The 23,014-nt window shown below is 72.0% G+C and carries 19 protein-coding genes and 1 tRNA gene; 8 read left to right on the forward strand and 12 right to left on the reverse strand.

Translation table 11 applies throughout. The features are described 5' to 3' along the window. The 3 genes from bcp to F8271_RS00015 form a co-directional block, all read left to right on the forward strand. A partial coding sequence (gene bcp, locus F8271_RS00005) for a thioredoxin-dependent thiol peroxidase (protein WP_151487519.1) occupies nucleotides 1-436 on the forward strand: 436 nt, incomplete at its 5' end. 65 nt (nucleotides 437-501) lie between these two features. Beyond that, nucleotides 502-584 (forward strand) — tRNA-Leu (locus F8271_RS00010). A gap of 83 nt (nucleotides 585-667) precedes the next feature. Continuing rightward, a complete protein-coding gene (locus F8271_RS00015) occupies nucleotides 668-1,225 on the forward strand; it encodes a GNAT family N-acetyltransferase (RefSeq protein WP_151487520.1) in 558 nt (185 codons plus the stop codon). A 4-nt stretch (nucleotides 1,226-1,229) separates the two neighbouring features. Here F8271_RS00015 and F8271_RS00020 read toward each other — a convergent pair whose 3' ends face one another. From F8271_RS00020 to F8271_RS33740, 3 genes are all read right to left on the reverse strand, one after another. Then, a complete protein-coding gene (locus tag F8271_RS00020) occupies nucleotides 1,230-2,216 on the reverse strand; it encodes an expansin EXLX1 family cellulose-binding protein (protein WP_151487521.1) in 987 nt (328 codons plus the stop codon). Between the two features lie 158 nt (nucleotides 2,217-2,374). Continuing rightward, nucleotides 2,375-3,193 carry an MOSC domain-containing protein gene (locus F8271_RS00025; RefSeq protein ID WP_151487522.1) on the reverse strand — a complete coding sequence of 273 codons (819 nt, stop codon included), beginning with the start codon at nucleotides 3,191-3,193 and terminating at the stop codon, nucleotides 2,375-2,377. Between the two features lie 4 nt (nucleotides 3,194-3,197). Next, on the reverse strand, nucleotides 3,198-3,329 hold the full coding sequence (locus F8271_RS33740) for a hypothetical protein (protein ID WP_255473613.1): 132 nt from the start codon (nucleotides 3,327-3,329) through the stop codon (nucleotides 3,198-3,200). A 243-nt stretch (nucleotides 3,330-3,572) separates the two neighbouring features. Between F8271_RS33740 and F8271_RS00030 the strand changes: the two genes are divergently transcribed. Together F8271_RS00030 and F8271_RS00035 are read left to right on the forward strand one after the other, a co-directional pair. Next, nucleotides 3,573-4,661, forward strand: a complete 1,089-nt coding sequence (locus tag F8271_RS00030; RefSeq protein WP_151487641.1) for an LCP family protein — start codon at nucleotides 3,573-3,575, stop codon at nucleotides 4,659-4,661. Between the two features lie 351 nt (nucleotides 4,662-5,012). Beyond that, nucleotides 5,013-6,317 carry a sugar transferase gene (locus F8271_RS00035; protein WP_151487642.1) on the forward strand — a complete coding sequence of 435 codons (1,305 nt, stop codon included), beginning with the start codon at nucleotides 5,013-5,015 and terminating at the stop codon, nucleotides 6,315-6,317. A 71-nt stretch (nucleotides 6,318-6,388) separates the two neighbouring features. Here the strand turns inward: F8271_RS00035 and F8271_RS00040 are convergent, their stop codons facing one another. Further along, on the reverse strand, nucleotides 6,389-7,861 hold the full coding sequence (locus F8271_RS00040) for a glycosyltransferase (protein WP_151487523.1): 1,473 nt from the start codon (nucleotides 7,859-7,861) through the stop codon (nucleotides 6,389-6,391). Beyond that, nucleotides 7,854-9,530 carry an O-antigen ligase family protein gene (locus F8271_RS00045; RefSeq protein WP_192580065.1) on the reverse strand — a complete coding sequence of 559 codons (1,677 nt, stop codon included), beginning with the start codon at nucleotides 9,528-9,530 and terminating at the stop codon, nucleotides 7,854-7,856. Before F8271_RS00045 ends, F8271_RS00040 begins: the two co-directional genes overlap by 8 nt. A gap of 506 nt (nucleotides 9,531-10,036) precedes the next feature. Between F8271_RS00045 and F8271_RS00050 the strand changes: the two genes are divergently transcribed. Then, the gene (locus tag F8271_RS00050; protein ID WP_151487525.1) at nucleotides 10,037-11,743 is read left to right on the forward strand and encodes a hypothetical protein; all 1,707 of its coding nucleotides are present in this window, start codon (nucleotides 10,037-10,039) and stop codon (nucleotides 11,741-11,743) included. Nucleotides 11,744-11,760: 17 nt separating this feature from the next. Here F8271_RS00050 and F8271_RS00055 read toward each other — a convergent pair whose 3' ends face one another. The 7 genes from F8271_RS00055 to F8271_RS00085 form a co-directional block, all read right to left on the reverse strand. Continuing rightward, complete coding sequence (locus F8271_RS00055; protein ID WP_151487526.1) at nucleotides 11,761-13,257, reverse strand: flippase; 1,497 nt, start codon at nucleotides 13,255-13,257, stop codon at nucleotides 11,761-11,763. After that, complete coding sequence (locus F8271_RS00060; protein ID WP_192580066.1) at nucleotides 13,254-14,306, reverse strand: glycosyltransferase family 4 protein; 1,053 nt, start codon at nucleotides 14,304-14,306, stop codon at nucleotides 13,254-13,256. Before F8271_RS00060 ends, F8271_RS00055 begins: the two co-directional genes overlap by 4 nt. Before the next feature lie 8 nt (nucleotides 14,307-14,314). Further along, nucleotides 14,315-15,379 (reverse strand): glycosyltransferase, encoded by a 1,065-nt coding sequence (locus F8271_RS00065; RefSeq protein WP_192580067.1) that lies wholly within the window; start codon nucleotides 15,377-15,379, stop codon nucleotides 14,315-14,317. Beyond that, nucleotides 15,376-16,530: a glycosyltransferase gene (locus tag F8271_RS00070; protein WP_151487529.1), complete on the reverse strand. Its 1,155-nt coding sequence runs from the start codon at nucleotides 16,528-16,530 to the stop codon at nucleotides 15,376-15,378. Before F8271_RS00070 ends, F8271_RS00065 begins: the two co-directional genes overlap by 4 nt. Before the next feature lie 65 nt (nucleotides 16,531-16,595). Beyond that, the gene (locus F8271_RS00075; protein WP_151487530.1) at nucleotides 16,596-17,804 is read right to left on the reverse strand and encodes a glycosyltransferase; all 1,209 of its coding nucleotides are present in this window, start codon (nucleotides 17,802-17,804) and stop codon (nucleotides 16,596-16,598) included. Then, nucleotides 17,801-18,811 (reverse strand): glycosyltransferase, encoded by a 1,011-nt coding sequence (locus tag F8271_RS00080; protein WP_225854070.1) that lies wholly within the window; start codon nucleotides 18,809-18,811, stop codon nucleotides 17,801-17,803. Before F8271_RS00080 ends, F8271_RS00075 begins: the two co-directional genes overlap by 4 nt. 140 nt (nucleotides 18,812-18,951) lie before the next feature. Continuing rightward, on the reverse strand, nucleotides 18,952-20,277 hold the full coding sequence (locus F8271_RS00085) for a hypothetical protein (RefSeq protein WP_151487532.1): 1,326 nt from the start codon (nucleotides 20,275-20,277) through the stop codon (nucleotides 18,952-18,954). A 186-nt stretch (nucleotides 20,278-20,463) separates the two neighbouring features. Here F8271_RS00085 and F8271_RS00090 point away from each other — a divergent pair, with 186 nt between their 5' ends. After that, nucleotides 20,464-21,312 carry a MurR/RpiR family transcriptional regulator gene (locus F8271_RS00090; protein ID WP_151487533.1) on the forward strand — a complete coding sequence of 283 codons (849 nt, stop codon included), beginning with the start codon at nucleotides 20,464-20,466 and terminating at the stop codon, nucleotides 21,310-21,312. 16 nt (nucleotides 21,313-21,328) lie between these two features. Then, nucleotides 21,329-22,984 (forward strand): urocanate hydratase, encoded by a 1,656-nt coding sequence (gene hutU / locus F8271_RS00095; protein ID WP_151487534.1) that lies wholly within the window; start codon nucleotides 21,329-21,331, stop codon nucleotides 22,982-22,984. Nucleotides 22,985-23,014: the final 30 nt, after the last annotated feature.

The following is a 23,014-nucleotide window of genomic DNA, read 5'->3' on the forward strand; positions in this document are numbered from 1 at the left end:
CGAGTGGACCCTGCCCACCGACACCGGCGACCAGCTCGCCCTCGCCGACCTGCGTGGCCGCAAGGTCGTCCTGTACGCCTACCCCGCCGCGATGACCCCCGGCTGCACCAAGCAGGCCTGCGACTTCCGCGACTCGCTCGCCTCCCTCCAGGCGGCCGGGTACGAGATCGTCGGCATCTCCCCGGACAAGCCGGAGAAGCTGGCGAAGTTCCGCGACCGCGACGCGATCACCTTCCCGCTGGTGTCGGACGTGGACCGGTCGGTGCTCACCGCGTACGGCGCGTACGGCGAGAAGCAGCTCTACGGCAAGACCGTGACCGGCGTGATCCGCTCGACCTTCGTCATCGACGCCGACGGCAAGATCGAACGGGCGCTCTACAACGTCAAGGCCACCGGGCACGTCGCCAAGCTCCGCCGCGACCTCGGCCTGGACTGACCGTCGAGCTGACGGAGGCCGGGCTCGACACCGTCGGGGCCGGACGCTCTAGACTCAGCGAGTTGGCGGGAGTGGCGTAACGGCAGCCGCGATAGGTTTAGGTCCTATTGTCCGAAAGGGCGTAGGGGTTCGAATCCCCTCTCCCGCACACATCAACGAGCACCACGCGCCCGATCGGCGGTTGTCAGGCACGTCACGATCTGAGGTCGGGAGCCCGGTCACCGGGTCAGGATGGGCGCCGTGAGTCTGCGCTTCGTCCTCGACCCCGACCTGACGCCCCACCTGCGCGGCGCGATCGTCGACCTCTGGACGGACGTCAGCAATGCTGGCGGGGCGGTGGGTTTCGTGCCGCCGGTCACCGCCGCCGACGTCCGCACGATCGCCGACCCGACCTTCGCGGGCATCGCCGAGGGGCCGGACCGGCTGCTGGTCGGGTACGTGGGCGACCGGCTGGTCGCCGTGCTGATCTTCTCCGACAACCGTTTCCCGCTGAAGGCGCACTGGTGTGTGCTGAAGCGGGTGATGGTCCACCCGGACACCCAGGGCACCGGGTACGGCGCGGCGTTGATGCGCGAGGCCGCCCGGCTGGGTGCGGAGATGGGCCACGAGGCGTTGCACGTGACGGTGCGCGACGGGCTGGGGCTGGACGGGTTCTACCGCCGCCTCGGGTACCGGGAGATCGGCCGACTCCCGGGCGCGCTGCGGGTGGCGCCCGGTGACGACCGGGACGAGATCCTGATGTGGCTCGACCTGACGGCCGACGGGCTGACCGGCCAGACAGCCCGCTGAGCGGTCAGCCGCACCAGCGGGCGGTGGCCCCGGCCGGACGGGTCGACGGCGTTTCGGCGGGCGGCGCGCTCGCCCTCGCGACCTCGACCGGGCGGGCCGGTGTCGGCGTACCGCCCGGCCGGGTGGCGGACGGCCGGGCCGAGGGGGACTTCCGCGAACTGGTCGACGCGCCCGACCCGTACATCCGGACCGCGCTGGTCTGGATCTGGCCGGGGGCCATCCGGATGCCGGCGACGGTGACCTGGTTTCCGTACACGTCAGTGACCCGGACGCGGAACGGGCCGGCCCCGGCGCCGGAGGGGATCAGCCAGTAGTTGTAGTCCTGCCGGGCGGTCGAACGCCACGGACCGCTGTCACCCTGGCGGACCTCCACGGTCCGCAACGGGTTGCCGTGGTTGCCGATCCGGACGGCGAACCACCACTGCGACGCGCCCTCCTTGATCCGGAAGGTGAGGGGGCCGGGCAGCGGCGGGTTGACCACCGCGCGGTAGGTGACCGGGACGAGGCCCTGCACCGGGTTGGCGATCCGGGCGAACGCCTCCCGGGACAGGTCGAGATGCCCGGGCGCGCACTCCGGGCACTGGTCCATGATGAGGACTCGGACGGTGCCCTTCGGTCCGGTCACGTCGAGGAATCCGCCGCAGGCGGCGCCGGCCGCGTACTCGGTCGGGCCGAGCGCGACATAGAGCCGGTTGGCGGGTGCGGCGGGGTTCGAGCAGTTGCCGCCGGCGCCGTTGGAGTCGTAGAAGGTTGCCTTGCCGCTGTGCGTGGTGGTGCCGGTGGGTGGCGCGGCGAGCGTACGACCGGCGGCGCAGGCCGGGGTGGAGCCGGAGCGCAGCGCCAGGGTGAGCCCGAGTGCCGCCGCGAGGACGGTGACGCCGGTGGCGACCAGCCAGGGCAGCGGGCCGGACGAGGACGCGGGCGGGTCGTCGGGAGCCCGGTCCAGGTCGATGTCGATGTCGACGACCGCGGGAGCGCTTCCGTCCGTCACGACGGCGATGGTGCCGGACCCGCAAGTGCCCGGACAAGCGGGCTAAGCCAAAGCTAAGACAGCATCGACGGACGGTGACCGGAGCGTTCCCGCAGCGGACCGGCGGCCGGTGTGGCCGGACCGCGCGACTCGCGATGGCGGCGACCGGACCCGGCCGGTCAGGGCTCGATGACGACCTGGTCGCCGACCGTCACCGGTCCACTGTCGATCGGGACCACGTTCAGTCCGAAGAGGAGGCTCTGCCGGATGTTGCGGTAGCGCCCCAGGGTGCGCAGCGGCTCCCTGGCGCGTACCCCGGTCTCCTGGTCGGTGGTGGTCACCACGCAGCGGTCGCACGGCCCGGCGGCGCGCATCCGCAGGTCACCGACGCGCAGCGACCGGCCGGCCCAGCCGTCCTCGGCCCAGGCCGGCGCGCCGTCGACGACCAGGTTGGGCCGGAACCGGGTCATCGGCACCGGTTCCTCCCCCGCCTCGGCCAGCCAGCCGTTGAGCGCGTCGAGGGAGGCGGCGTTCGTCAGCAGCAGTGGGTAGGCGTCGGCGAAGCTGACCTGGTCGCCGGTGTCGTACTCGCGGCCCTCGGCGGCCAGGTGGCGGGTCGGCCGGGCCAGCCAGACCAGCCGGACCGGCCGGCCGAGCAACGCGCCGAGCCAGGCGTCGGCCGCCGCACCCGCCGCCACGGCGGGGACCGGCAGCTTGCGGCTGCGGAAGGTGCGCACCAGGACCGGGTCGCCGCCGACCGGTTCGGGCACGTCGAGGTCGGGCCGCCCGTCGGCGCGCAGCGTCAGGGCCCCCGGGCGCACGGTGGCGCGCAGGCCGACCAGCCGGGTCGTCTCCCGCTGGGTGACGCCGACGCCGTCGGCGTCCACCACCATCCAGCGTCGGTCGCCGGCCAGGCCCCACGGCTGCACGAACGCGCCGTCGTGGTCGAGCCGGTGACAACCCTTGACCGGGTACGTGTGGATCGAGGTCAGCCGCACCCGGCTACCATGCCACGCCGATGCGCTCGGCGTGCTCCGCGAGCACTTTGGTGGTGGTGACGTTGTCGGCGAGAAGGATCGCACCGGGCGCGAGCTTCGGTTCCACGGCGTGCGCCGGGCGGGTGGCGCGGACCATCACGGACCTCCGCGGACCAACGGATCCGTCGGGCGTAGTGGACTGCCTGTCGGCCAGCCCACGCCGTACGGCGCCTGCGGTAGCCCGCTCGATGTGCTGGCGCAGCTCCTGGTCGGACTCGATCTCGTCGAGCCACCCGCGGAATGTCACCGATCGCCGGCCGACGGTCCTCCCACCATCGGCGGGCGATCCTGGCCGGACGAGGGTGCGCGAGCCGGAACGCGAATCAGTAGCATCGCCGTCATGGCGCGTGCAGACCAGACCGCAGAACTCAACCCTCCGACGAACACCGGGCCGGTCGACCCTGGGCAGCCAGCTGGTGGCGAGCAGATCACCTCACCATCACCCCGGCCCCGGCGCCGGTGGAAACGGATCGTCCTGATCACCCTCGTGGTGCTGGCGGTGCTCGCCGGCGGCGGCGTGGTCGCGAGCGGCCTCTACTTCCGCTCCATCAACTCCGACATCGAGCGGGTGGACGCGTTCGGCGGCGTTCCCGAGGAGTCGCGCCCCCAGCCCGTGGTGACCGGCGCCATGAACATCATGATCCTCGGCAGCGACTCCCGCGACACGCAGAACACCTCGGGCTCCCGATCGGACACCATTATCCTGGCCCACCTTCCGAAGGACCGGTCGAGCGCTCAGCTGATCTCGATCCCCCGCGACACCTGGGTGCACGTGCCCAGGTCGAAGGAGGGGCGCGGCGGCACCGACGCCAAGATCAATGCGGCGTACGCGTGGGGTGGCGTCCCGCTGATGGTCCAGACGGTGGAGGAGTTCACAAACGTCCGCGTCGACCACGTGGCGATGGTCGACTTCTCCGGCTTCAAGGAGATCGTCGACGCGCTGGGTGGTGTGGACATCGACGTGGAGCAAAGCTTCACCTCGACCCACTCGCTCAACCCCAACGGCCGCCGCGAATTCACCAAGGGCCGGCAGACGATGGACGGGGCGGCCGCCTTGGACTTTGCCCGTGAGCGCTACGCCTTCGCCAACGGCGACTTCACCCGGATCAAGCATCAGCAGCAGGTCATCAAGGCCATTCTGGACAAGGCCGCCTCCGGTGGCGTGCTCGCGAATCCCGCCAAGCTGAACTCGTTCGTCAAGGCCACGGCTGACTCGGTGGCCGTCGACCGTTCGCTGTCCCTTGTCGACCTTTCGATGGAGCTTCGTCATCTCCGGGGCGGCAACCTCGCGTTCTACACCTGCCCAACCAAGGGGACGGGCCAAATCGGCAGTGAAAGCGTCGTGATCGCGGACAAGGGCAAGGCGCAGCGCGTCTTCGACGCGGTTCGCCGCGATTCGGTGGCCGACATCGCATCCGCCGCAAAGTAGGAGACAGGAATGCCGTGCCGGCTCTGGTGGTGCAACTGACGCGGTCGTAACCTGCGATCGCCCCCTGGCTATGAATTACGCCGGAGGGGCTCACGGGGGAGGATCACCATGTCGAGCCAACCGGTCATGAGTTATCCGGGTGCGATACGGACGGAGTTCGGCGAGCCGCCACCGCAGGCGGGTGCGCAGCAGGCCGCGGACGGCGACGAGAGGGCAGCTACGGCGAGCCCTGTCGTCGCCCCCAAGAGGGTGTCGGAGACAGCGACCGTCCGCCCCGGTATGGACACGACAACGGTCCTGCCGTACGCCGGGTCCCGCGCCTCGAAGCGGACGCGCTGGCTGCGGGCCTGGATGTTGACGGCGCCCATCGACGTCGTCGCGCTGCTCGTTCCCCTGCTGCTGAGCCAGAACTACTGGCGGGGGACGCTGGCCAACGCGGCGCTCACCGTGGCCATCTTCGCCTCGGGCGGGCTCTACCGGGCCCGGCGGCACGTCGGCATCCTGGACGAGCTGCCGAGCATCTGCGGACGGTTGTTGGCCTCCGCCGCGGTGGTCGCCATCATCGCGGCCGAGCGCCACGATTCGGTGCACTACGTGGGCGGGTTCATGCGCGGCGTCGCGCTCTCCGCCGGCCTGGTCATTGTCGGCCGGGCCTTCAGCAGGGCGTCCACCATCGTCGCCCGCAAGCGCCGGTGGGTGGAGCACAACACCATCATCATCGGCAGCGGCCCGGTGGGGCTGGAGCTCGCCCGGCTGCTGCGGCGCTACCCGCAGTACGGTCTGCGGTTCGTCGGTTGTGTCGACGTCTCCACGGACGAGGGCGTCGGGTCGGTTCCGTTGATCGGCACTCTCGACGATCTCGAAAAGCTCACCGAGATGCTGGAATGCGACGTCCTGGTCATCGCCGACCCGGACTGTTCCGAGTCGGCACTGATGGACATCCTGTTGCGGGCGGTCAATTCCCGCTCCGACCTCTGGGCGGTGCCGCGTCTGTGGGGCTCCCGGTCCCTGGGCGGATATCCCGATCACATCGGCGCGATACCGATCGTGAAGATCGGCGACACCAGACTCTCCGGTCCACGATGGGCCGTCAAACGAGCATCCGATGTGGTCTTCGCGGCGGTGGCGTTACTTGTCCTCAGCCCGGTGCTGCTGCTCTGCGCGATTGCGACGTTCCTCGACGGCGGGCGGGGCATCTTCTTCCACCAGGAGCGGATCGGCCGATACGGCACGCCATTCAAGGTCATCAAGTTCCGTTCGATGCGGCCGGCCGACGAGAGCGAGTCGCAGACGACCTGGTCAATCGCGCACGACCAGCGGGTCGGTCCGGTCGGCCGGTTCATGCGCCGCACGTCGCTCGACGAACTGCCCCAGCTCTGGAACATTCTGCGCGGCGAGATGAGCGTGGTCGGCCCCCGGCCGGAACGGCCACACTTCGTGGAGAAGTTTTCGATCGAGTACCCCACCTACGCGATGCGCCACCGGGTGCCCGTCGGCCTCACCGGGCTCGCACAGGTCAGTGGCCTGCGCGGCGACACCCCTATCTCGGACCGGGCGAGGTTCGACAACTACTACATCGAGAACTGGTCGCTTTGGCTCGACATCAAGGTCGTGCTGCGTACCGTCGCCGAGGTCCTTCGCGGCGGTGGCCGATGACCAGCGACCACCGAGGGTAGCCCCACCTGGGCCGGCCGTCCGTGCCGTCACACGTCGGCCGCCAGGTGGTCTCAGGAGTCGTCGGCCCGCCGGCCCTCGGTGGGCAACTGCCCGCCGAGCGCCACGGCACGCAGCACCCGCGCGTGCCCGGCCAACGACTCGTCCGGGGAGAACAGGCCGATCGCCTCCTCCCGCAGTCGCTCACGGCCGGCGGCCCACGCCGCGCGTTCGCGAATCATCGACGACATCGCGGCGACCAGGTCGGCGCGATTGCCCTGCGGCCGGTACCGCAGATCGTTGATCACCTGCCAGTCGACGAGTTCGGCGTTCCCGGCCGGGTTGGCGACCAGGTGCCCGCGTCGGCCGTTCGCCAACTGCTCCCGGGCACCACCGACGTCGGTCAGCACCACGGGCACCCCGGCCGCCAGCGCCTCCATCGACGCCAGTGACCAGCCCTCGAAGAAGGAGTCGAGGACGAAGGCGTCCGCCGCCGCCAGCAGCGCCAACGGGTTCGCGCAGTGCCCCCGCAGGTGGATACGGTCGGCGCTCGGCACCGACGCGGCGGCCTGCCGGGTCTGCTCGTAGTACAGCAGGTCGTCGTTGGCCCGGCCGGCCACCAGCAGGTGGGCTTTCGGATGCTTGGCGGCCACGTCGGCGAAGGCCGTCACCAGGCCGAACGTGTTCTTCTGCAAGCAGTATCGGGCCAGCGAGACGAAGAGGAACTCGTCGGTCAGCCCCAGCGCGGCGCGGGCTCGCGCCCGGTCCACCCGCAGGACGCGGGAGCCGTCGACGCCGTTCGGCACGGTGATCAGGCGGTCTCCGGGGTAGCCCGGGTTGCGCACGAGGTACTGCTGACGGACAAGGTCGCTCACCGCGACCTGCACGGCGATCCGCTGCGCCCGCCGGCCCTCCGGCGCCCACGAATCGGGGTGGTAGAAGCGGTGCATGTCGTGCAGCGTCTCCACCCACGGGACGCCGACCTCGGTGGCCACGTCGAGCAGCCAGTCGTCCGCGTTGTGCCCGCTGATCACGTCGGGGCGCCAGGAGCGTATCCAACCGGCGGCGTCGCCGGGCGTCACCAGGTGGGTAGCGACACCCTCGTCGGCGAGGGCACGGGCCAGCCGGCCGCCCGCACCGTCCTGCCCGGGCAGCCGCGTGCCGGTGTAGATAACCGCGGTGTCGACACTGTGCGCCGGGAGCCGCCGGGCCAGGAACGCGGCCACCTCCTCCGCGCCGCCGACGTCGAGCACCCCGGTGGCGATGGCGCATCGTACCCGCCGGGCACCGCCGATCTCGACGGCGCGCGGCGGGACCGACGGAGGCGGTTGGGCGGCCATCGGCAGGATTGCCTCCAGGTCGCCCGCGCCTCTGCCCGGCACGAGCGGCACCGACCAGTCCTCGCCGGGGCGCGACGTCTGCTCGCCCGGGTTGGCGAACCGGCGCAGGGTGCGTCCACCCAATCGGCGCAGCGGCGCTGGCACGACGTGGGCCTGACGCTGGGCCCACAGGGCGAACCGCAGCGCGCGGGGCGAGGTGTCACTCACCCGGTTGCCCCTCGCGCCGCCCCCGGCCGAGGAAGACCGGGACGACGATGCCCGCCGCGATGCCCAGCACCAGCGGCCACCGACTCGTCTCCGACAGGAACGGCGCGGTCATCAGGCACAGCGGCGCGATCAGGCAGAGCGCTGCCGCCGACCGGACGACCACGTCGCTCTCGGGATCGCGGACGGCCTTCAACGCCGCCAGCGCCGCGGCCGCGAGGAAAAGGATGACGAGCAGCGGCGCCAGCGGACCGTACCGGAGCCAGTCCTGCAGCAGCTCGTTGTGGACGTACACCCGCTCGGAGTTGTTGGCGGCCAGACCCGGAAGCTGGGGTGCGAGAGGGCCGACGCCGGTCCAGACGTTCGCCCGGACGTAGTCCCACCCGAGGCGGAGGTCGTTGAGGTGCCCACTCGTGGACTCGGCCTGGTGCTTCGCGCTCTCCTGAGCCGGCGGGGTCCGCACCGGCCGGCCCGGTGCCACGGAGGCGGACCGGCTCGGACTGCCACTCGCGCTCGCACCACCGTTCGGGCGTGGGCTGTCACCCGCACCGCCGGCCGGACGCGGCTTGCCGGTCGCGGTTGGCTTGCCGGTCGCGGTTGGCACGCCGCCCTGCACGACGCTCGCGCCCGAGGTCCCGGTCACGGTCGGTCTGGCACTCGGGCTCGGCTGGCCGCTCGGGCTCGGCCTGGCACTGGCGCTCGGCCCACCGCTGGCGAGGTCGAAGCTGCCCGCGCTGCGCAGGCCGAGATCCGCGGCGAAACCTGGCGCGGCCAGCACGACAACCGCCACGACCAGGGCAGCGAACCCGAACTGACGGAACACCCGCTGCCACCGCTGCCAGGTGAGGACAAGAACGACGACGAGTGCGACCAGCGCCGCGACCCAGACACTCCGGCGGAAGCTGATCAGGATCAGCAGTGGCATGCCGGCCGCCAGGAGCATGTGCCGCCAGTCCCAGCGCCATCCGTTGTCCCCGAGTACGCCGATGAACACCGCCGCCGCGATCGCCGGCAGCGCCGAGTCGTAGTAGATGAAGTAGGCGCTGAGCCGGTCGTCGGCGGCCTCACCGAGCGGAATGGCGACGGCCGCCGCGACCAGCAGGCCGATCAGCGCGGCCCAGACCGTCGCTCTGCCAAATCGCTGGTCGGCCCGCAGCCACCGCAGGCTCATGCCGATGAGGAGGCCCAACACCAGCAGAACGAACGGGCGGGCGTTCTGATTGACGGCGGAGAAGACCGACTGCCCGTGGAACAGGCCGCTGCCGACAGCCAGCACGACGAGGCCAACGGCCGGCCCGAGCAGCGCGACGCCGACCGACCGGAGCGGTGGGCGGGCCTGCGGCCACCACCGCGCGGCGGCCGCGAGAACCGCCGTCACCGCGAGTGGCAGGATGATCGGGGCCTTGCCAGGGCTGATGAACGCCGGGTAGCCCAGCGTGGTCAGCTCGCCGAAGCGCCCGTTCGGCTTGATCTCCTGAGCGAGCACCGCGACGAGCACGATCCCGGTCACGGGGAGCCGGTGCACGAGCAGCGGAAGCGCGACCGCGAAGACGACGCCGAGGAACGACGGCACGGTCCAGGCGATGTAGAAGGCCGACAACGCAGCGAACGCCCAGGACGCCCACCAGATCAGGCGGGCGCCGGCGGTGACGGGCGGGCGGGGATCGAGCACCCAGTTCAGGACACGCGTCAGGTGGATCCCGGAATCGGGATTGTCGGTCGTGCCCCGTTCGGGGGACTGTTCGGGAGGACGGATGCCCGCGTCGTCCGTGTCGGAATCAGTCACAGTTCCTCTGGAACCCATCGCTGCCTTTGCCCCGAGATCGGGTCCGGCCGGCCTTCGCTGACATCGAACCCTGCTGACAACAACGCCGAACCGGCTGCCGGCGACCAAAGCCAGGGCCAGCCCGGTGACCAGAGCGACCGTACAATGTGGCGGGTCGAGCAGCACGGCACATCGGCCGACGCGGCTCACAGTATCAGCAGGGGCGCGCACGAGCGTCGCCGGAAGCTCGCCCCGACAACCCCGGCCAGCGGGGTGAACGGGGATCGCCGGTCGGCCGATTGCCGGGCCATCAGTACGATGCTTATCGTTTCGGTCGCACGGTTGACATGGCGTACGCGTAGTCGGCGGTCGCCACCCGGTATGGTCATCCGGGATCACCCCCGGAGCCGCAGATGATCACCCGCCGCATCTTCCTCGCCGCCGCCAGCGGCATGGTCCTCGCCGGTGACGCCCCGCCCTCGAAGGGCATCGTGCTGCTGCCGCCCCCGTCCGGGAGCGATGACACCGACGTGCTCAACGCCGCCCTCCGCAGCGGGGCGGGCGGCCTGGTACGCGGTGCCGACAACGCGCACTACCGGGTCAGCGCGCCCCTCGTGGTGCCCACCGGCACGACGCTGATCATGTCCGGTTGCACGGTCACCCTGGCGGCCGGCAGCGCCTGCAACCTGCTCATCAACGCGGCGGTGATTGAGGGCGGCCGGGACCGGGACATCACCGTCATCGGCGGAACCTGGGCCCGCGCGAGCGGGGTCGGGGGCACGGGCCCCGATCTGCACACCCTGCGGTGGCGCCGGGTTGACGGCCTGACGCTCAAGAGGCTGACGGTACGGACCGCCAGCGACAAGTACGCAATCTCCCTGGGCGACGTCATCGACGCCACCGTCACGGAGATCAGTTTCGCGGTGCACTCCGACGGCGTACACATCCAGGGGCCCGCCGCGCGGACCAGGATCTCGGGTATCCGCGGCTCGACGGGTGACGACACCGTCGCCATCACCCCCCGCGACTGGCAGGCGTACGACGACGTGTCCGGACCGGTGACCGACACGGTCATCGAGGACGTCAGCGTGGCCTCGCTCGCGGCCCTGGTCAAGGTGCTCGGGGGGTCGCCGGAGACCGCCGCGTTGCGCACGACCATCCGGGGCGTCACGGGCCTCGCCGGCAACAACGTCATCTGGATCGGTGACGACACCGCCGACTGGCGTACCACCGGCGGCCGCGTCGACGATCTGATCGTCGAGCAGGTCGCGGCCGGCACGCTGCCCGGTCGGGGCGGCATGGTGCACATCAACGGCTCGGCGGTGGGCCGCGTACAGCTACGTGGGTTGCGGGTCCAGGGGCGCCGCGGGAATGAGCCGCTGGTGCGGGTCGCACCCTTCCGGCCGGCCACCTTCGGCGGTCTCACCGTCGAGGACGTGGTCGCCGAACAGCTCGACGCCGCGCCTCTGCTGCTGGTGGCCCAGACGGCGACGATCGGTCAGCTGCTGGTGAGCGGGGTGACCGTCGCGGGCACGTCCGCCGGCACCGCCGTCGCCCAGATCGCAGGAGTGGTGGACGAGCTGACCGTACGCGCGGTCAGCCTGACCGCGAGCGGCGACAGTTACCTGGTGGAGATGCCCGGATGGGCGACCCACGCGGCGGTACGACGGGCAAGCGTGTCTGGCGTGCAGATCGCCGGCCGGGGCGGGGCCCTGCTCACCGCCCCGGCGGCCACTCACGTCCTGCCGCGGCTGGCCGTCACCCAGACGCGGACGGAGGGGACGCCCTGGCTGGTCGACCTCAACACCACCACGGAGCTGACGGTGTCGAACGTGACAATCGACGACACGACGGGTGGGGTGGCACGGGTGCGCAACTCGGGTGCGGCAGTGCTCCGCGGCGACGGGCTGCGATCCGCGCAGGGCGCACGGGGAGCGGCGGTCGCCGCCGGAGGATCGCTTGTCTCGTACGCGCTGGAGCTGGCCGTCGACGTCAGCGAACTGGTGCGGGTGGACGGCAGCCGGGCGACCAACACGAACGCCGCGCTGTCCTGCGGCACCGGGCCGGTCGAGTGCACCGGGCTGACCTGGCAGCACCTCCGGACCGGGAAGACCTGGTGACGGGCGCGAGCAGGGCCTCAGAGGGCTTTGCGGGACAGGACCCGCCTGAGGTCCGCCAGGGTGATCGCCCGGGTGCCCAGCACCGACACACCGAACATGCCGGCGGCCAGCGCTCCCTCGACCTGCCACGGCAGCCGGACCAGCCACAGCACGAGAACCGTGGCGGCGCCCACGGCGAGGACGCTCGCCATCTCCCGGACGGGCAGCCGTGACGTCATCGCGCGTGCGGCCAGCAGGCACGTGGTGGCGCCGATGACGAACTCGGTCGCCGCGGCGACGGCCGCCGCGCCGGTGGCGCCCCATCGGGCACAGGCCCAGAACTGCGCCGCGAGGTTGACCACCGCCACCGAGACGGTCAACACCGCGATCGGTCGTACCAGGCCCAGCGCGGAGCAGATCGTCGTGCCGACGTAGCCGAGGGTAACGCCGACGAAGGCCACCGCCAGCAGGAGCAGGGGCGTGACCGCCGGGCCGAAGTCGTCACCGTAGAGGTAGGTGACGAGGGCGGGTGCCAACGCGATCAGCAGCACCGCCGTACCCGCACCGATCACGACGCCGGTGCGGGTCGCCAAGCTGAAGATCAGGTTCCGGCGGTGTGCGTCCATGTTCAGACTCGTCGCCACGACCGGCAGCAGCGGGGCCACCAGCATCGCCGGCCCGAGCTGGGCGACGTCGAGGAACTTGTAGGCCGCCGAGTAGTAGCCCACCTCCGCCGCCCCCTTCAGGTGAAAGAGGATCACCGAGCCCAGTCGGTAGTAGGCCATGACCGCCAACGAGCTGATCGCGAGTGGCCAGCTCAGCGCGAAGATCCGGCCCGCCTCCGCCCAGGACGGTCGACCCAGCGGCACCAACCTCCGGTTGATCGCGACCCCGATGCCGGTCTGGATCGCCACGACGGCGACGAAGAACCACGCGAGCAGAACGACGTCACCGCCGGTCCGGGCGACGAAGGCGACCGCCACCAGCCATAGGACGCCCTGGACGAGGGCGAGGACCGCCGACACCTCGGGACGGAACCGGGCGGTGGCCCCCGCGGTGAGAACGGACGCCGCGGACAACGGCGTCGCGATGGCGATGACGCTCACGACAGCGCTCGACTCCCCGAACAGCCCGCCGGCGGCGGCGGCGAGCAGGGCGACGGTCGCGAGCAGCGCCACCGACGTACGGATGAGCAGGCCGGTCGTCAGGATGCCGCCGGCCGCCGCCTTCTCCCGCGCGATCCGGGAACTCACCGTGATCGTGGTGCCCATGTCGGCGACCTGTGCCGCCGCCGTACCGAGGGTGAGCGCGAGGGCGAAGACGCCGTAGCCGCTGGGGTTCAGGTGCCGAGCGAGCACGGAGGTGGTCGCCATGCCCACGACCATGCCGAGCAGGCGGAGCCCGAGGGACACGGCGGTGGCGGTGCTGAGCCCGCGCGCCGACCGGGTGGCGTCCGCCGAGCCGGCCGGTGCGGGAGCCGTCGCATCGGAGCCCCGGTCGGCCGGCTCGGTCGTCGTCTGTCCCGATGAGGTCATCGGAGGCACTCCCCGAAGGTCCGTTCGTACGCGTCGAGCCACCTGTCGCGCCCGTGCCGCTGCTCGACGTAGGCGACACCGGCTCCCCGCTGCTCCAGCAGCGCCGACACCGCGTCGGCCGTCAGGTCGGCCGGCTCCCCGATGACCATGCCCCCGCAGTGCGGAATCAGCTCCGTACCCGGATCGCCGCGGAACGCCACGATCGGCAGACCGCCGGCGGCGGCCTCGAGGACGCAGGTCGGCGTGCCGTCGGTCTCCGCGCCGCAGTAGATGTAGAAGTCGCTGGCCGCTAGGAGGTGGGGCACATCGTCGCGGTGGCCGGTGAAGTGCACGTCGGGGTTTCCGGCGGCGATCCGTTTCAGCCGCTCACGGTCCGGACCGTCACCGACGACGACCAGGGCGCTTCCGCTGGCCAGTGCCGCCGCGACGGCGCGGTCGTGTCGTTTCGCGCCGTGCAGTCGCGCCGCGAGGACGGCGACCCGGCGATCGTGGAAACGACTCGGGAGCAACCGTTGGCGCAGGGCCGCCCGCGCCCGGGCCGGCGGCGCCGCGTACCGGCGGGTGTCGATCGCGTTCGGCACCACGACCAGCTTGTCCCGGCCGACCACTGGTTCGAGGTCGGCGGCGACGGCTTCGCTGACGCAGACCACCCGGGAGACGTGCTCGGCGGCGCGCGCGTAACCGGCGAGGAGCAGACGACCGACCAGGCCGCCCATCCACCGTCCGTGTTCCGTCCACACGACGGGCGCTCGACGCGCCAGCGGCGCGGTCAGCGCGATCTGTTCCCGCTTGAACTGCATGTAGTAGATGGAGGATTCGGCGATGGCCTGGGTCCGGTGCCGCTCGACGGGCACCCGCAGCAGCCCGGCGGTCATCGTCCGGCGGGACCACTTCGGCCCGAGGCCGATGTCGCTGCGGTCGAGACCGTGCTCCGCCCACCCTGGGCACCGGCCGTACAGGGCGACGTCGTGGCCACGGTCGCGCAGCCCTCGACCGAGCGCGACGGTGTGCGCCTCGGCACCGCCGGCGGTGTCCGACACTGAGACCATCGTGACGATCATGGCGTCTGGCTCCGCCGGGCTGCGGTGTACGCGGCGAGGACCCGGCCCGCGGCGTCCGTCGTGTCGACAGGCTTCGCGCCGCGTTCGTCGGCGAGGGCGATGGCCTCCGAGATCGCCGCGACGCTGGTGTCCCGGGCGACGGCGGTGGCCAGCTCGATCAGGCCGCCGCAGGGTGCAACCGCGGTCGGCACACCCAGTCGGGCCGCCACGGCGAGGACACCGGACTGGCTGGCCACCTCGTACGGCGCGACGACGACGTCGGCCGCCGCGACCAGCGCGGTGAACTCGTCGACGCCCAGGTAGCGGTACGCGGTCGTCACCGCCGACCCGGTCTGGTCGATTAGCGCGTCGACTCGCAGGCCCGGCCCGAGATCCTCCCCGACCACCGCGCCCCGCCAGTCGGGCAACTGCGCGACGGCCCGGACGAACAGCTCGGGGTTCTTGTCGGCCCGGACCTGGCCGGGCAGCAGGGCGAGTTTGCCACCGTTCGGGTTCAGCTCGGTGCGCCACCTGTCGACGAGCGCCGGTTTCGGGGGCGGCGTCCACTGCGTCAGGGGCACCTGGTCGACGTTCGCCACCCCCCGGTCGAGAAGGCGTCGCCGGTCGGCGTCCGAGTAGACGAGGACCCGGTCGGCGTCCCGCAGCGCACTGCGCAGCGCCCGCCCGCCACCGGGGGCGTTCGAACGGACGAAGGTGTTGTGCGGGCTCGCGACGACCGTCGCGTGACGCAGCCGGGCGATGGAGATCAGTTCTGGGGTTAGCGCGAACAGGCCCTGGATGTGCACGACGTCCTGCGGGCCGATCACCTGGTGCAGGTGCGGCAATGTGCGAAGCAGGTAGCGCGTCGACGTCCGGGCCTGCCGGACCCGACGGTTGGGTGAGGTGCGGTGCCAGGTGACGCATCGGCAGAGGGTCACCGGAGCCGGTGCTGCGTCGCAGTCGTCGGCGGTGTGCACGACCACGTCGACGCCGAGTCCGCCCAGGCCGGCGGCGACCTCGACGGAGTGGTTGAAGACCCCGCCCCGGCCGCCGGACTCGACGAGGTGGACGCGGCGGATCACGGTGTGGCCGTCCGGCTGACGAGCATGGAGATGGCGTCGACCAGCTCGCGAACGGTCTCGGGCCAGCCGAGCGTCGCGCACCGTCGCCAGCCCGCCAGCTCCCGGACGTGGCGCGTGGACGAGTCCCGCAGTGCGTCGACCACCGAGCCGGCGAAGGAGTGCGGATTGTCGGCCACCCGGTGCGAGTCCACGCCGCGTATCGCGGCCGGGAGGCCCTGCGCCGCGAACGAGCTCATGACGACACACCGGCCCCGCGACATCGACTCGGTCAGCTTGAGCTGGGCGCCGCCGCCGGTTGTGGCGGGAGCGACGGTCAGGGCAGCCCCGGCGTACGCGTCGGCCACATCGTCGAGCGTGCCGAGGACCGAAACCCCGGGTACGTCGGCGAACTCCCGCGCCAACGCCTCGCTGCGCCGGCCCGCCACCACGAGCCGGGCGACGGGGAGTGCGGCGCGGACGAGTGGCCACCCGTCCCGCACGAAGGTCCGCAGGGCCCGCACGTTGGGTTCATAGTCGTAGGACGCCAACGCGAGGACGTACCCGTCGGGTGGCGAGGGCTGGTACGGCCACACGTCCACACCGTTCGGGGCAAGGACGACGTCGCTGGTCCACCCGCGCAGCACGTTCCGGTCCGGCGGGGACAGCGCCACGCAGAGGGCAGCACGCGCGGCCACCCGGGGCTCCCAGAAGGCGGCCTTGGCGGCCTCGGCGCGGCGAGCGACGCGCTGCCACCCGTGGGCCGCCCCCACCATCGTCGCGAGCCGGCGGCTCTCGATGTTGGCGAATTCGACGACCTGCGGCACTTGCCGTGCCGCCGGTGGCGCCCACGCGGCCAGGTAGGAGTGCGACCAGTACACGGCGTCGGGCCGGAACTCGTCGCACAGCGCCGTGAGGGAGTCGGCGACCGGCGCCAGGTAGTGCCCACCCAGGTGGGGCCGGCCCGACGCCCGGGTGCGGACGGCCGGTGGTGGCGACCAGGGCAGCGGACGGGTCGTGACCGGGGCGTCCGGCTGCCGATCGCCGTGGTCGGGAAAGGTGACATGCACCTCGGCGTCGCGGCTCAGCGCCTCGGCGACCCGGGCGGTGCGGATCCGGCCACCGTGCTGTGCCGGCCAGGGCGGCTCGACGGTGACGACAAGCACGCGGGTCATGCCGCAACCGCCCGACGCGGGGTGCGACCGCGCTGCGGCCCACGCTCGATGATTCGCATGGCCGGCTACCGCCCGTGGGTCAATTCGGTAAGCAACAGGTCGCGCAGCAGTACCCCGCGCCCCTCCCACCCGTGTTCGGCGGCGCTCGCCATCCGGGCGCCGACGACGGCGTCGGTGACCGGTCGCAGCAGGCCGGGCAGGTGAGCGGGCAGGTCGTCCGCCTCGGCCACCGTCACGTGGGGATTGGTCCGCGCGAGTTCGGCCACCGCGGGCAGCGGGCTGCTCAGCACCGCAAGCCCGGAGGACAGATACTCGAAGCACTTGAGCGGGCTGACACCCCGGGTGTAGTCGTTGATCGCGTACGGGATGACGCCCACGGCACACGTGCCGGCCGCCTCGGCGAGCTGGTCCGGGGTGAGGACGCCAAGGTGGCGGGCACCGAGGGCCTCCAACTGCCGCAGCTCCGCATCGAAGCTGCCCCCACCGGCGGCAAGCGGCCCGGCCAGCAGCAGCTCGCCCCGGCCGCGTACGGCGGTGGCGATCGCCTCGAGGAGCCGCAGGTCGAGTTTGTGGACGGTGAGGTTGCCGGAGAAGAGGACGTCGGGTCGGCGGTGCGCGGCTGGCTTACTCGCCGCCGTGAACACCGACACGTCCGCGACGTTGGGCAGGAGCTCGATGCGGGGGAAGCCGACGGCGGCGAGATGCGCCTGGACGGCCGTGCTGGTGGCGACGGCGACGGCGGTGCGCGGCGACAGCGAGCGCTCGCCGCGGGCGACCGCGACGGCGTCCACGCCGGGAAACGTCGCCAGCAGGTCGACGCAGTGGTAGATGACGAGGTCGGCGGCCTCTTCCAGGCCGTAGGTGACCGGCGTGAACGTCCAGAGCACGCGGGGGCGTGCGCTCCGGAGCCAGTCGGCGGTGGCACGGCGGAGCAGGGCACGGTTGACCGGGTAGGTGGGCCTGCGGTGCACCGGCAGCACGAGCGGCGACACGATCTGTGTGCCCGCCGGGCGGGGCCGCTGCGCCGGGACCTCCCGGCCGCCCAGCGCGCGGCGGAGCCGCGACGCCATCCGGACCACGTCGTCACGGCGGAGCGTGGGCCGGCGCAGGCCCAGTGACTCGACGAACGTGACGTTCGCGGTCCGGGCTAACTCTCGCGCGACGTAGTGCTGGTTCGTCGCGATCGGAGAGTCCCATTCGGCGGTGCCCAGCATCAGCACGTTCGCCACGGGTGCGTCGCCCGCTCGGGGACGATCCGGCACGGAGGCGGTCACGATGACGCCTGCTCGGACAGCCACCGGGCCAAGTTCGCCTGAAATGCCTGTCGTGTGAACCGTTGGGCGTTGGTCATTGCCGCCTGCGCGGGCAGGTGCGACGCCCGACGGATCGGGTCCACGTACGCGCCCGGGTCGCCCGAGTCGAGGAGGAAGCCGGTCTCGCCGGTCACCACGGTTTCGAGCAGCCCGCCACGCGCCCAACCCACCACGGGCGTCCCGCAGGCCTGCGCTTCGACCGGGATCATGCCGAAGTCCTCCAGAGCGGGGTAGAGCAGCACGGCCGCGCCCCAGTACAGCTCGCGGAGCCGCTCCGTGGTCGGTTTGACCTCGAACTCGACAGACACGTCGACGCGGGCGGCGAGTCGGCGCAGATTCTCCTCCTCGGGGCCTCCGCCGGCGATCACCAACGGCAACCGGGCCGCCGCCGCGATCTCGATCATCAGGTCGAAGTTCTTGTACGGGATCCAGCGGCCGACGCCGAGCAGGTAGGAGCGTTCCTGGTCGCGTACGGCCGGCGGGGCCGCCGCGAAGTAGTCCACCTCCACCGGCGGGTTGATCACCGTGGCGTCCCGCCCCCAGTAGCGGCGGATGCGCTCCCGCACCTCCAACGAGTTCGCCGCGTAGCCGTGCACGTGCCGGCTCAGCCGCTTGTCACCGGCCTGCAGGGCGGCGCGCATCGGCGCGAGCGCCGGGTTGGCTCCGCGCTGGTCGAGGGCCGGGCTCCAGACGTAGCGTGCGGGCGAGTGGACGTAGCTCAGGTGGCGGGTGCGCTCCGGGTCGCCGATCTTCACGGTGTGCGCGAACGCGTGGCTCGACGAGAGGACCACGTCGTACTTCCTGCGGGTCAGCGTCCGCCAGGTGAGCGGCATGAGCGGGAGCGCGAGCGCCTTGCTGTGCCGCAACGGGGTCTTCGCCAGCCAGGATTCGCGAATCTCCCGGTCCACCGTGGCGTCGTGGTCCTTCCAGAGAACGAAGCGGTCGGCGTGCGGCACGAGCTCGGCCATCTGGAGGAACACCTGCTCGGACCCGCCGGTGGCGCCGAACCACTCATGGATCAGCGCAACCGACTGGTCGGCGAGGGGCCGAAGACCGGCGTCCGGTGTGGACGGCGCGAGGCTCGTCGGCGCCTCTCCGCTCGACCCGGTCAAAAGACGACCACGTCGCGGATGTAGCTGGCGAAGCGTCGCAACTGGTACGCCTCGGGCACCGGCGAGGTCATCCGGATCACGAGCTGACGGTTGATGGCTCCTTCTTCCCCGCTGCGGAAGTAGGCGACCACGACGAGGCCGTGTCGCTGCGTGCCGTCGACCTCGATGATCTGCTCGGCGTAGCTCGCGTACAGGCCGCTGCGGATCCACTGCGCACCCCACGCCTCCTCGACCGAGCGCATGGCATTCTGCCACTGGTCGGTGCACGGCTGCGGGCACTCACGCACGATCACTTCGCCGCCGATCGCCTGGTTGCCCGTCGCGGCGGTGCCGCACTGGTACTTGACGATCCCCTCGGCACGGGCGGCGAGCGTGCACTGCCAGGTCGTCGGGACCTTCACCGGGAAGCCCAGGCCATCGAGATCAGTCAGGGTACGGACGGTGTCCCGCTCGTTGAACCGTGGCCACTGCGTCGGCCACGCGCCCGGCTTGGGCGGTTCGATGCCGGGCGACTGCGGTGGTGTCGTCGGGATCGCCGGCGACAGGATGCTCGTGGTGGGCCCGGTCTGCGGCTTGCCCGGGTCGTCCGACCCGCCGCCCCAGATCACCACGCCGCCGACTCCGGCGAGCACCACCAGGACCAGCGCCGCCGCTCCCGCCCAGAGCCCGGTACGCCGCGGGCGGGGTTCGGAGAGCTTGATGCGACGGACGGGAGCGGCGAACGGATCGGCCAGCGGCACCACCGGACGGGTCTGCGCGATCGGTGGCCCGGGAACGTCGACGGGTGTGCCCGCCATCGTGTCCGCGGCGGACGGTGATGTGGGCGCGCCCGAGACCGGCTGCGGGGACGCGGACACCGGCTGACTGGACACCGGGTTCGCGTGCACGGCCCAGGGGGCGTGCGGCATGTCGGCCGCCGATCGGGGCGCGCCGGACACCGGCGGCGGGCTGGAGACCGGCGTACTCGACACCGGGGAGGCGGAGACCGGCGGCGCGGAGACCGGCAGGGCCGGTGCGGCTGTGTATTCCACGCCGAGGGCCCGGAACAGTTTCTCGGCGCCGGGACCCGCTTCGGCGGGATACGCGACCCAGGGCGCGGTGGCCGAGAAGTCGGCGTACGCGAACGACATCGCGTCGGAGCCCTGGGCGAGGGTGTTCGCGGTGCCGGCGAAGGCTTCGCGCCAACCGGCGGTGCCGGCGACGGTGGCGTCCAGCACCGCGACGGTCACGAGCCGGCCGTGTTCGTCGATGGCAGCCCACGCCGTGCCGACCGGAGATCCACCCAGCGGGTGGGTGAACCGGTAGGGGCCTTCCGGCTGCATGCGCGACTCCTCTGTCCAACCGCCGTGCGGATCCTACAATCACCGCTCCAGCGCGGTGCGTCACCGCTGGGGCCACCAATCAGGGCAACAATCATCGAATCGGTAGATCTCACATCGCCGATCGTCGGTGATGTGTCCGATCGTCCGACCATTGCCTCTGAAAGTTTTCATGCATAGAGTCGCGGTGTGAATGAAGGAGCTGCCGGAGCGCCGGTCGATCAGGTGCTCGACCTGTTCGACGGAGTGCGGCTCACCCCCACCCAGCGGCGGATCGCGCACTGCCTCGTGCAGCACGCCCCGGCCGTGGCGTACCTGTCGGCGGCCGAGGTCGCCGAACTGGCCGGGGTCAGCCAGCCGTCGGTCACCCGGTTCGCCGTCGCGCTCGGCCACAACGGCTACCCGGCGCTGCGCCGTCGACTGCGCGACCTGACCGCCGCCGCCGGCCGGCCGACGGACGCCGGCAACGAACTTCAGCAGGCGGTACGCGCCGAGATGGGCAACCTGGACCGACTGGCCGGCCAGCTCGCCGACCGGGACCGGATCGCCAGCACCGGCCGGCTGCTCGCCGCCAGCCGCCCGCTACCGGTGCTCGGCCTGCGCGCCGCCGCGCCGCTGGCCGCGTACTTCGCCTACTTCGCCGCCAAGGTGCACCCGGACGTGCGGGTCCTCGACGACGGCGGCACCATGCTGACCGACCGCCTGGAGCAGGCCGCCGAGGCCGGCGCGTCCGCCGTGCTCGCCTTCGTGCTGCCCCGCTACCCCCGGGAGACCCTGGACGCGCTGCGCGAGGCACGCGCCGCCGGGCTGACCGTGGTGGCGATCACCGATTCGCCGGTGAGCCCGGCCACCGAGCACGCCGATGTGGTGCTGCCCGCCGCGGTCGGCGCCCAGCTCGTCTTCGACCTGCACACCGCACCGATGACCCTGGCCATGGTGCTGTTGCAGGCGATCTGCGACGCCGCGCCGGCCGACACCCAGCGCCGACTGGAGGCGTTCGAAGCCTCCGCGGCCCGCCGACAGTTGTTCCTCGGTTGACCGGAGGAGACCAGAGATGACCCAGCCCGTCCGTGCCGCACGGGGCAGCCAGCTCACCGCCCGGGGGTGGCCGCAGGAGGCCGCCCTGCGAATGCTCATGAACAACCTCGACCCCGAGGTGGCCGAACGCCCCGACGACCTGGTCGTCTACGGGGGCACCGGCAAGGCCGCCCGGGACTGGCCGTCGTACCACGCGTTGGTCCGCACGCTGACCGATCTGCGCGAGGACGAGACGATGCTGGTCCAGTCGGGCCGGCCGGTCGGCGTGCTGCGGACGCACGAGTGGGCGCCCCGGGTGCTGCTGGCCAACTCCAACCTGGTCGGTGACTGGGCGACCTGGCCGGAGTTCCGGCGCCTCGAACAGCTCGGCCTGACCATGTACGGGCAGATGACCGCCGGCTCCTGGATCTACATCGGCACGCAGGGCATCCTCCAGGGCACCTACGAGACGTTCGCGGCGGTCGCCGCGAAGCGGTTCCAGGCAACGCTGGCCGGCACGCTCACGCTGACCGCCGGCTGTGGCGGGATGGGCGGCGCGCAGCCACTCGCGGTGACCATGAACGGTGGCGTCTGCCTGATCGTCGACGTGGACCGCACCCGGCTGGACCGCCGGGTGCACGACCGCTACCTGGACGAGGTCGCCGACTCGTTGGACGACGCGGTGGAGCGGGTCCGCGCCGCCAAGCGGGACCGGCGCGCGCTCTCCGTCGGCGTGGTCGGCAACGCCGCCGAGGTCTTCCCCGAGCTGCTCAGCCGTGGCGTCGAGATCGACATCGTGACCGACCAGACCAGTGCCCACGACCCGCTGGCGTACCTGCCGGTGGGGGTGGAGCTGGCCGACGCCCGCGACTACGCGAAGGCCAAGCCGGCCGAGTTCACCGACCGGGCGCGGGCGTCGATGGCGCGGCACGTCGAGGCGATGGTCGGTTTCCTCGATGCCGGCGCCGAGGTCTTCGACTACGGCAACTCGATCCGCGGCGAGGCGCAGCTCGGCGGCTACCAGCGCGCCTTCGACTTCCCCGGCTTCGTGCCGGCGTACATCCGGCCGTTGTTCTGCGAGGGCAGGGGGCCGTTCCGGTGGGCCGCGCTCTCCGGCGACCCGGCGGACATCGCCGCCACCGACCGGGCCATCCTGGAGTTGTTTCCGGAGAACGAGTCGCTGGCCCGATGGATCAAGCTGGCCGGCGAGCGGGTCGCCTTCCAGGGCCTGCCGGCCCGGATCTGCTGGCTCGGCCAGGGCGAGCGGGACCGGGCGGGCGTGCGGTTCAACGACATGGTCGCCTCCGGCGAGCTCTCCGCCCCGGTCGTCATCGGTCGGGACCACCTGGACACCGGCAGCGTGGCCAGCCCGTACCGGGAGACCGAGGGGATGGCCGACGGCTCCGACGCCATCGCCGACTGGCCGCTGCTCAACGCGCTGGTCAACACGGCCAGCGGCGCCTCCTGGGTGTCCATTCACCACGGCGGAGGTGTCGGCATCGGACGGTCGATCCACGCCGGGCAGGTCTGCGTGGCCGACGGCACCGTCCTGGCCGGGCAGAAGATCGAGCGGGTGCTCACCAACGACCCGGCGATGGGCGTCATCCGGCACGTCGACGCCGGCTACGACAGCGCCCGCGAGGTCGCCGAGCGCACCGGCGTCCGCATCCCGATGGCCGAGGGGGCCGCGTGAGCGCGAGGAGTGCAGCGCAGCGGAGCCCCG

Origin of the sequence: Micromonospora sp. ALFpr18c (genome assembly GCF_008868155.1) — a bacterium.
Taxonomy (GTDB): Bacteria; Actinomycetota; Actinomycetes; order Mycobacteriales; family Micromonosporaceae; genus Micromonospora.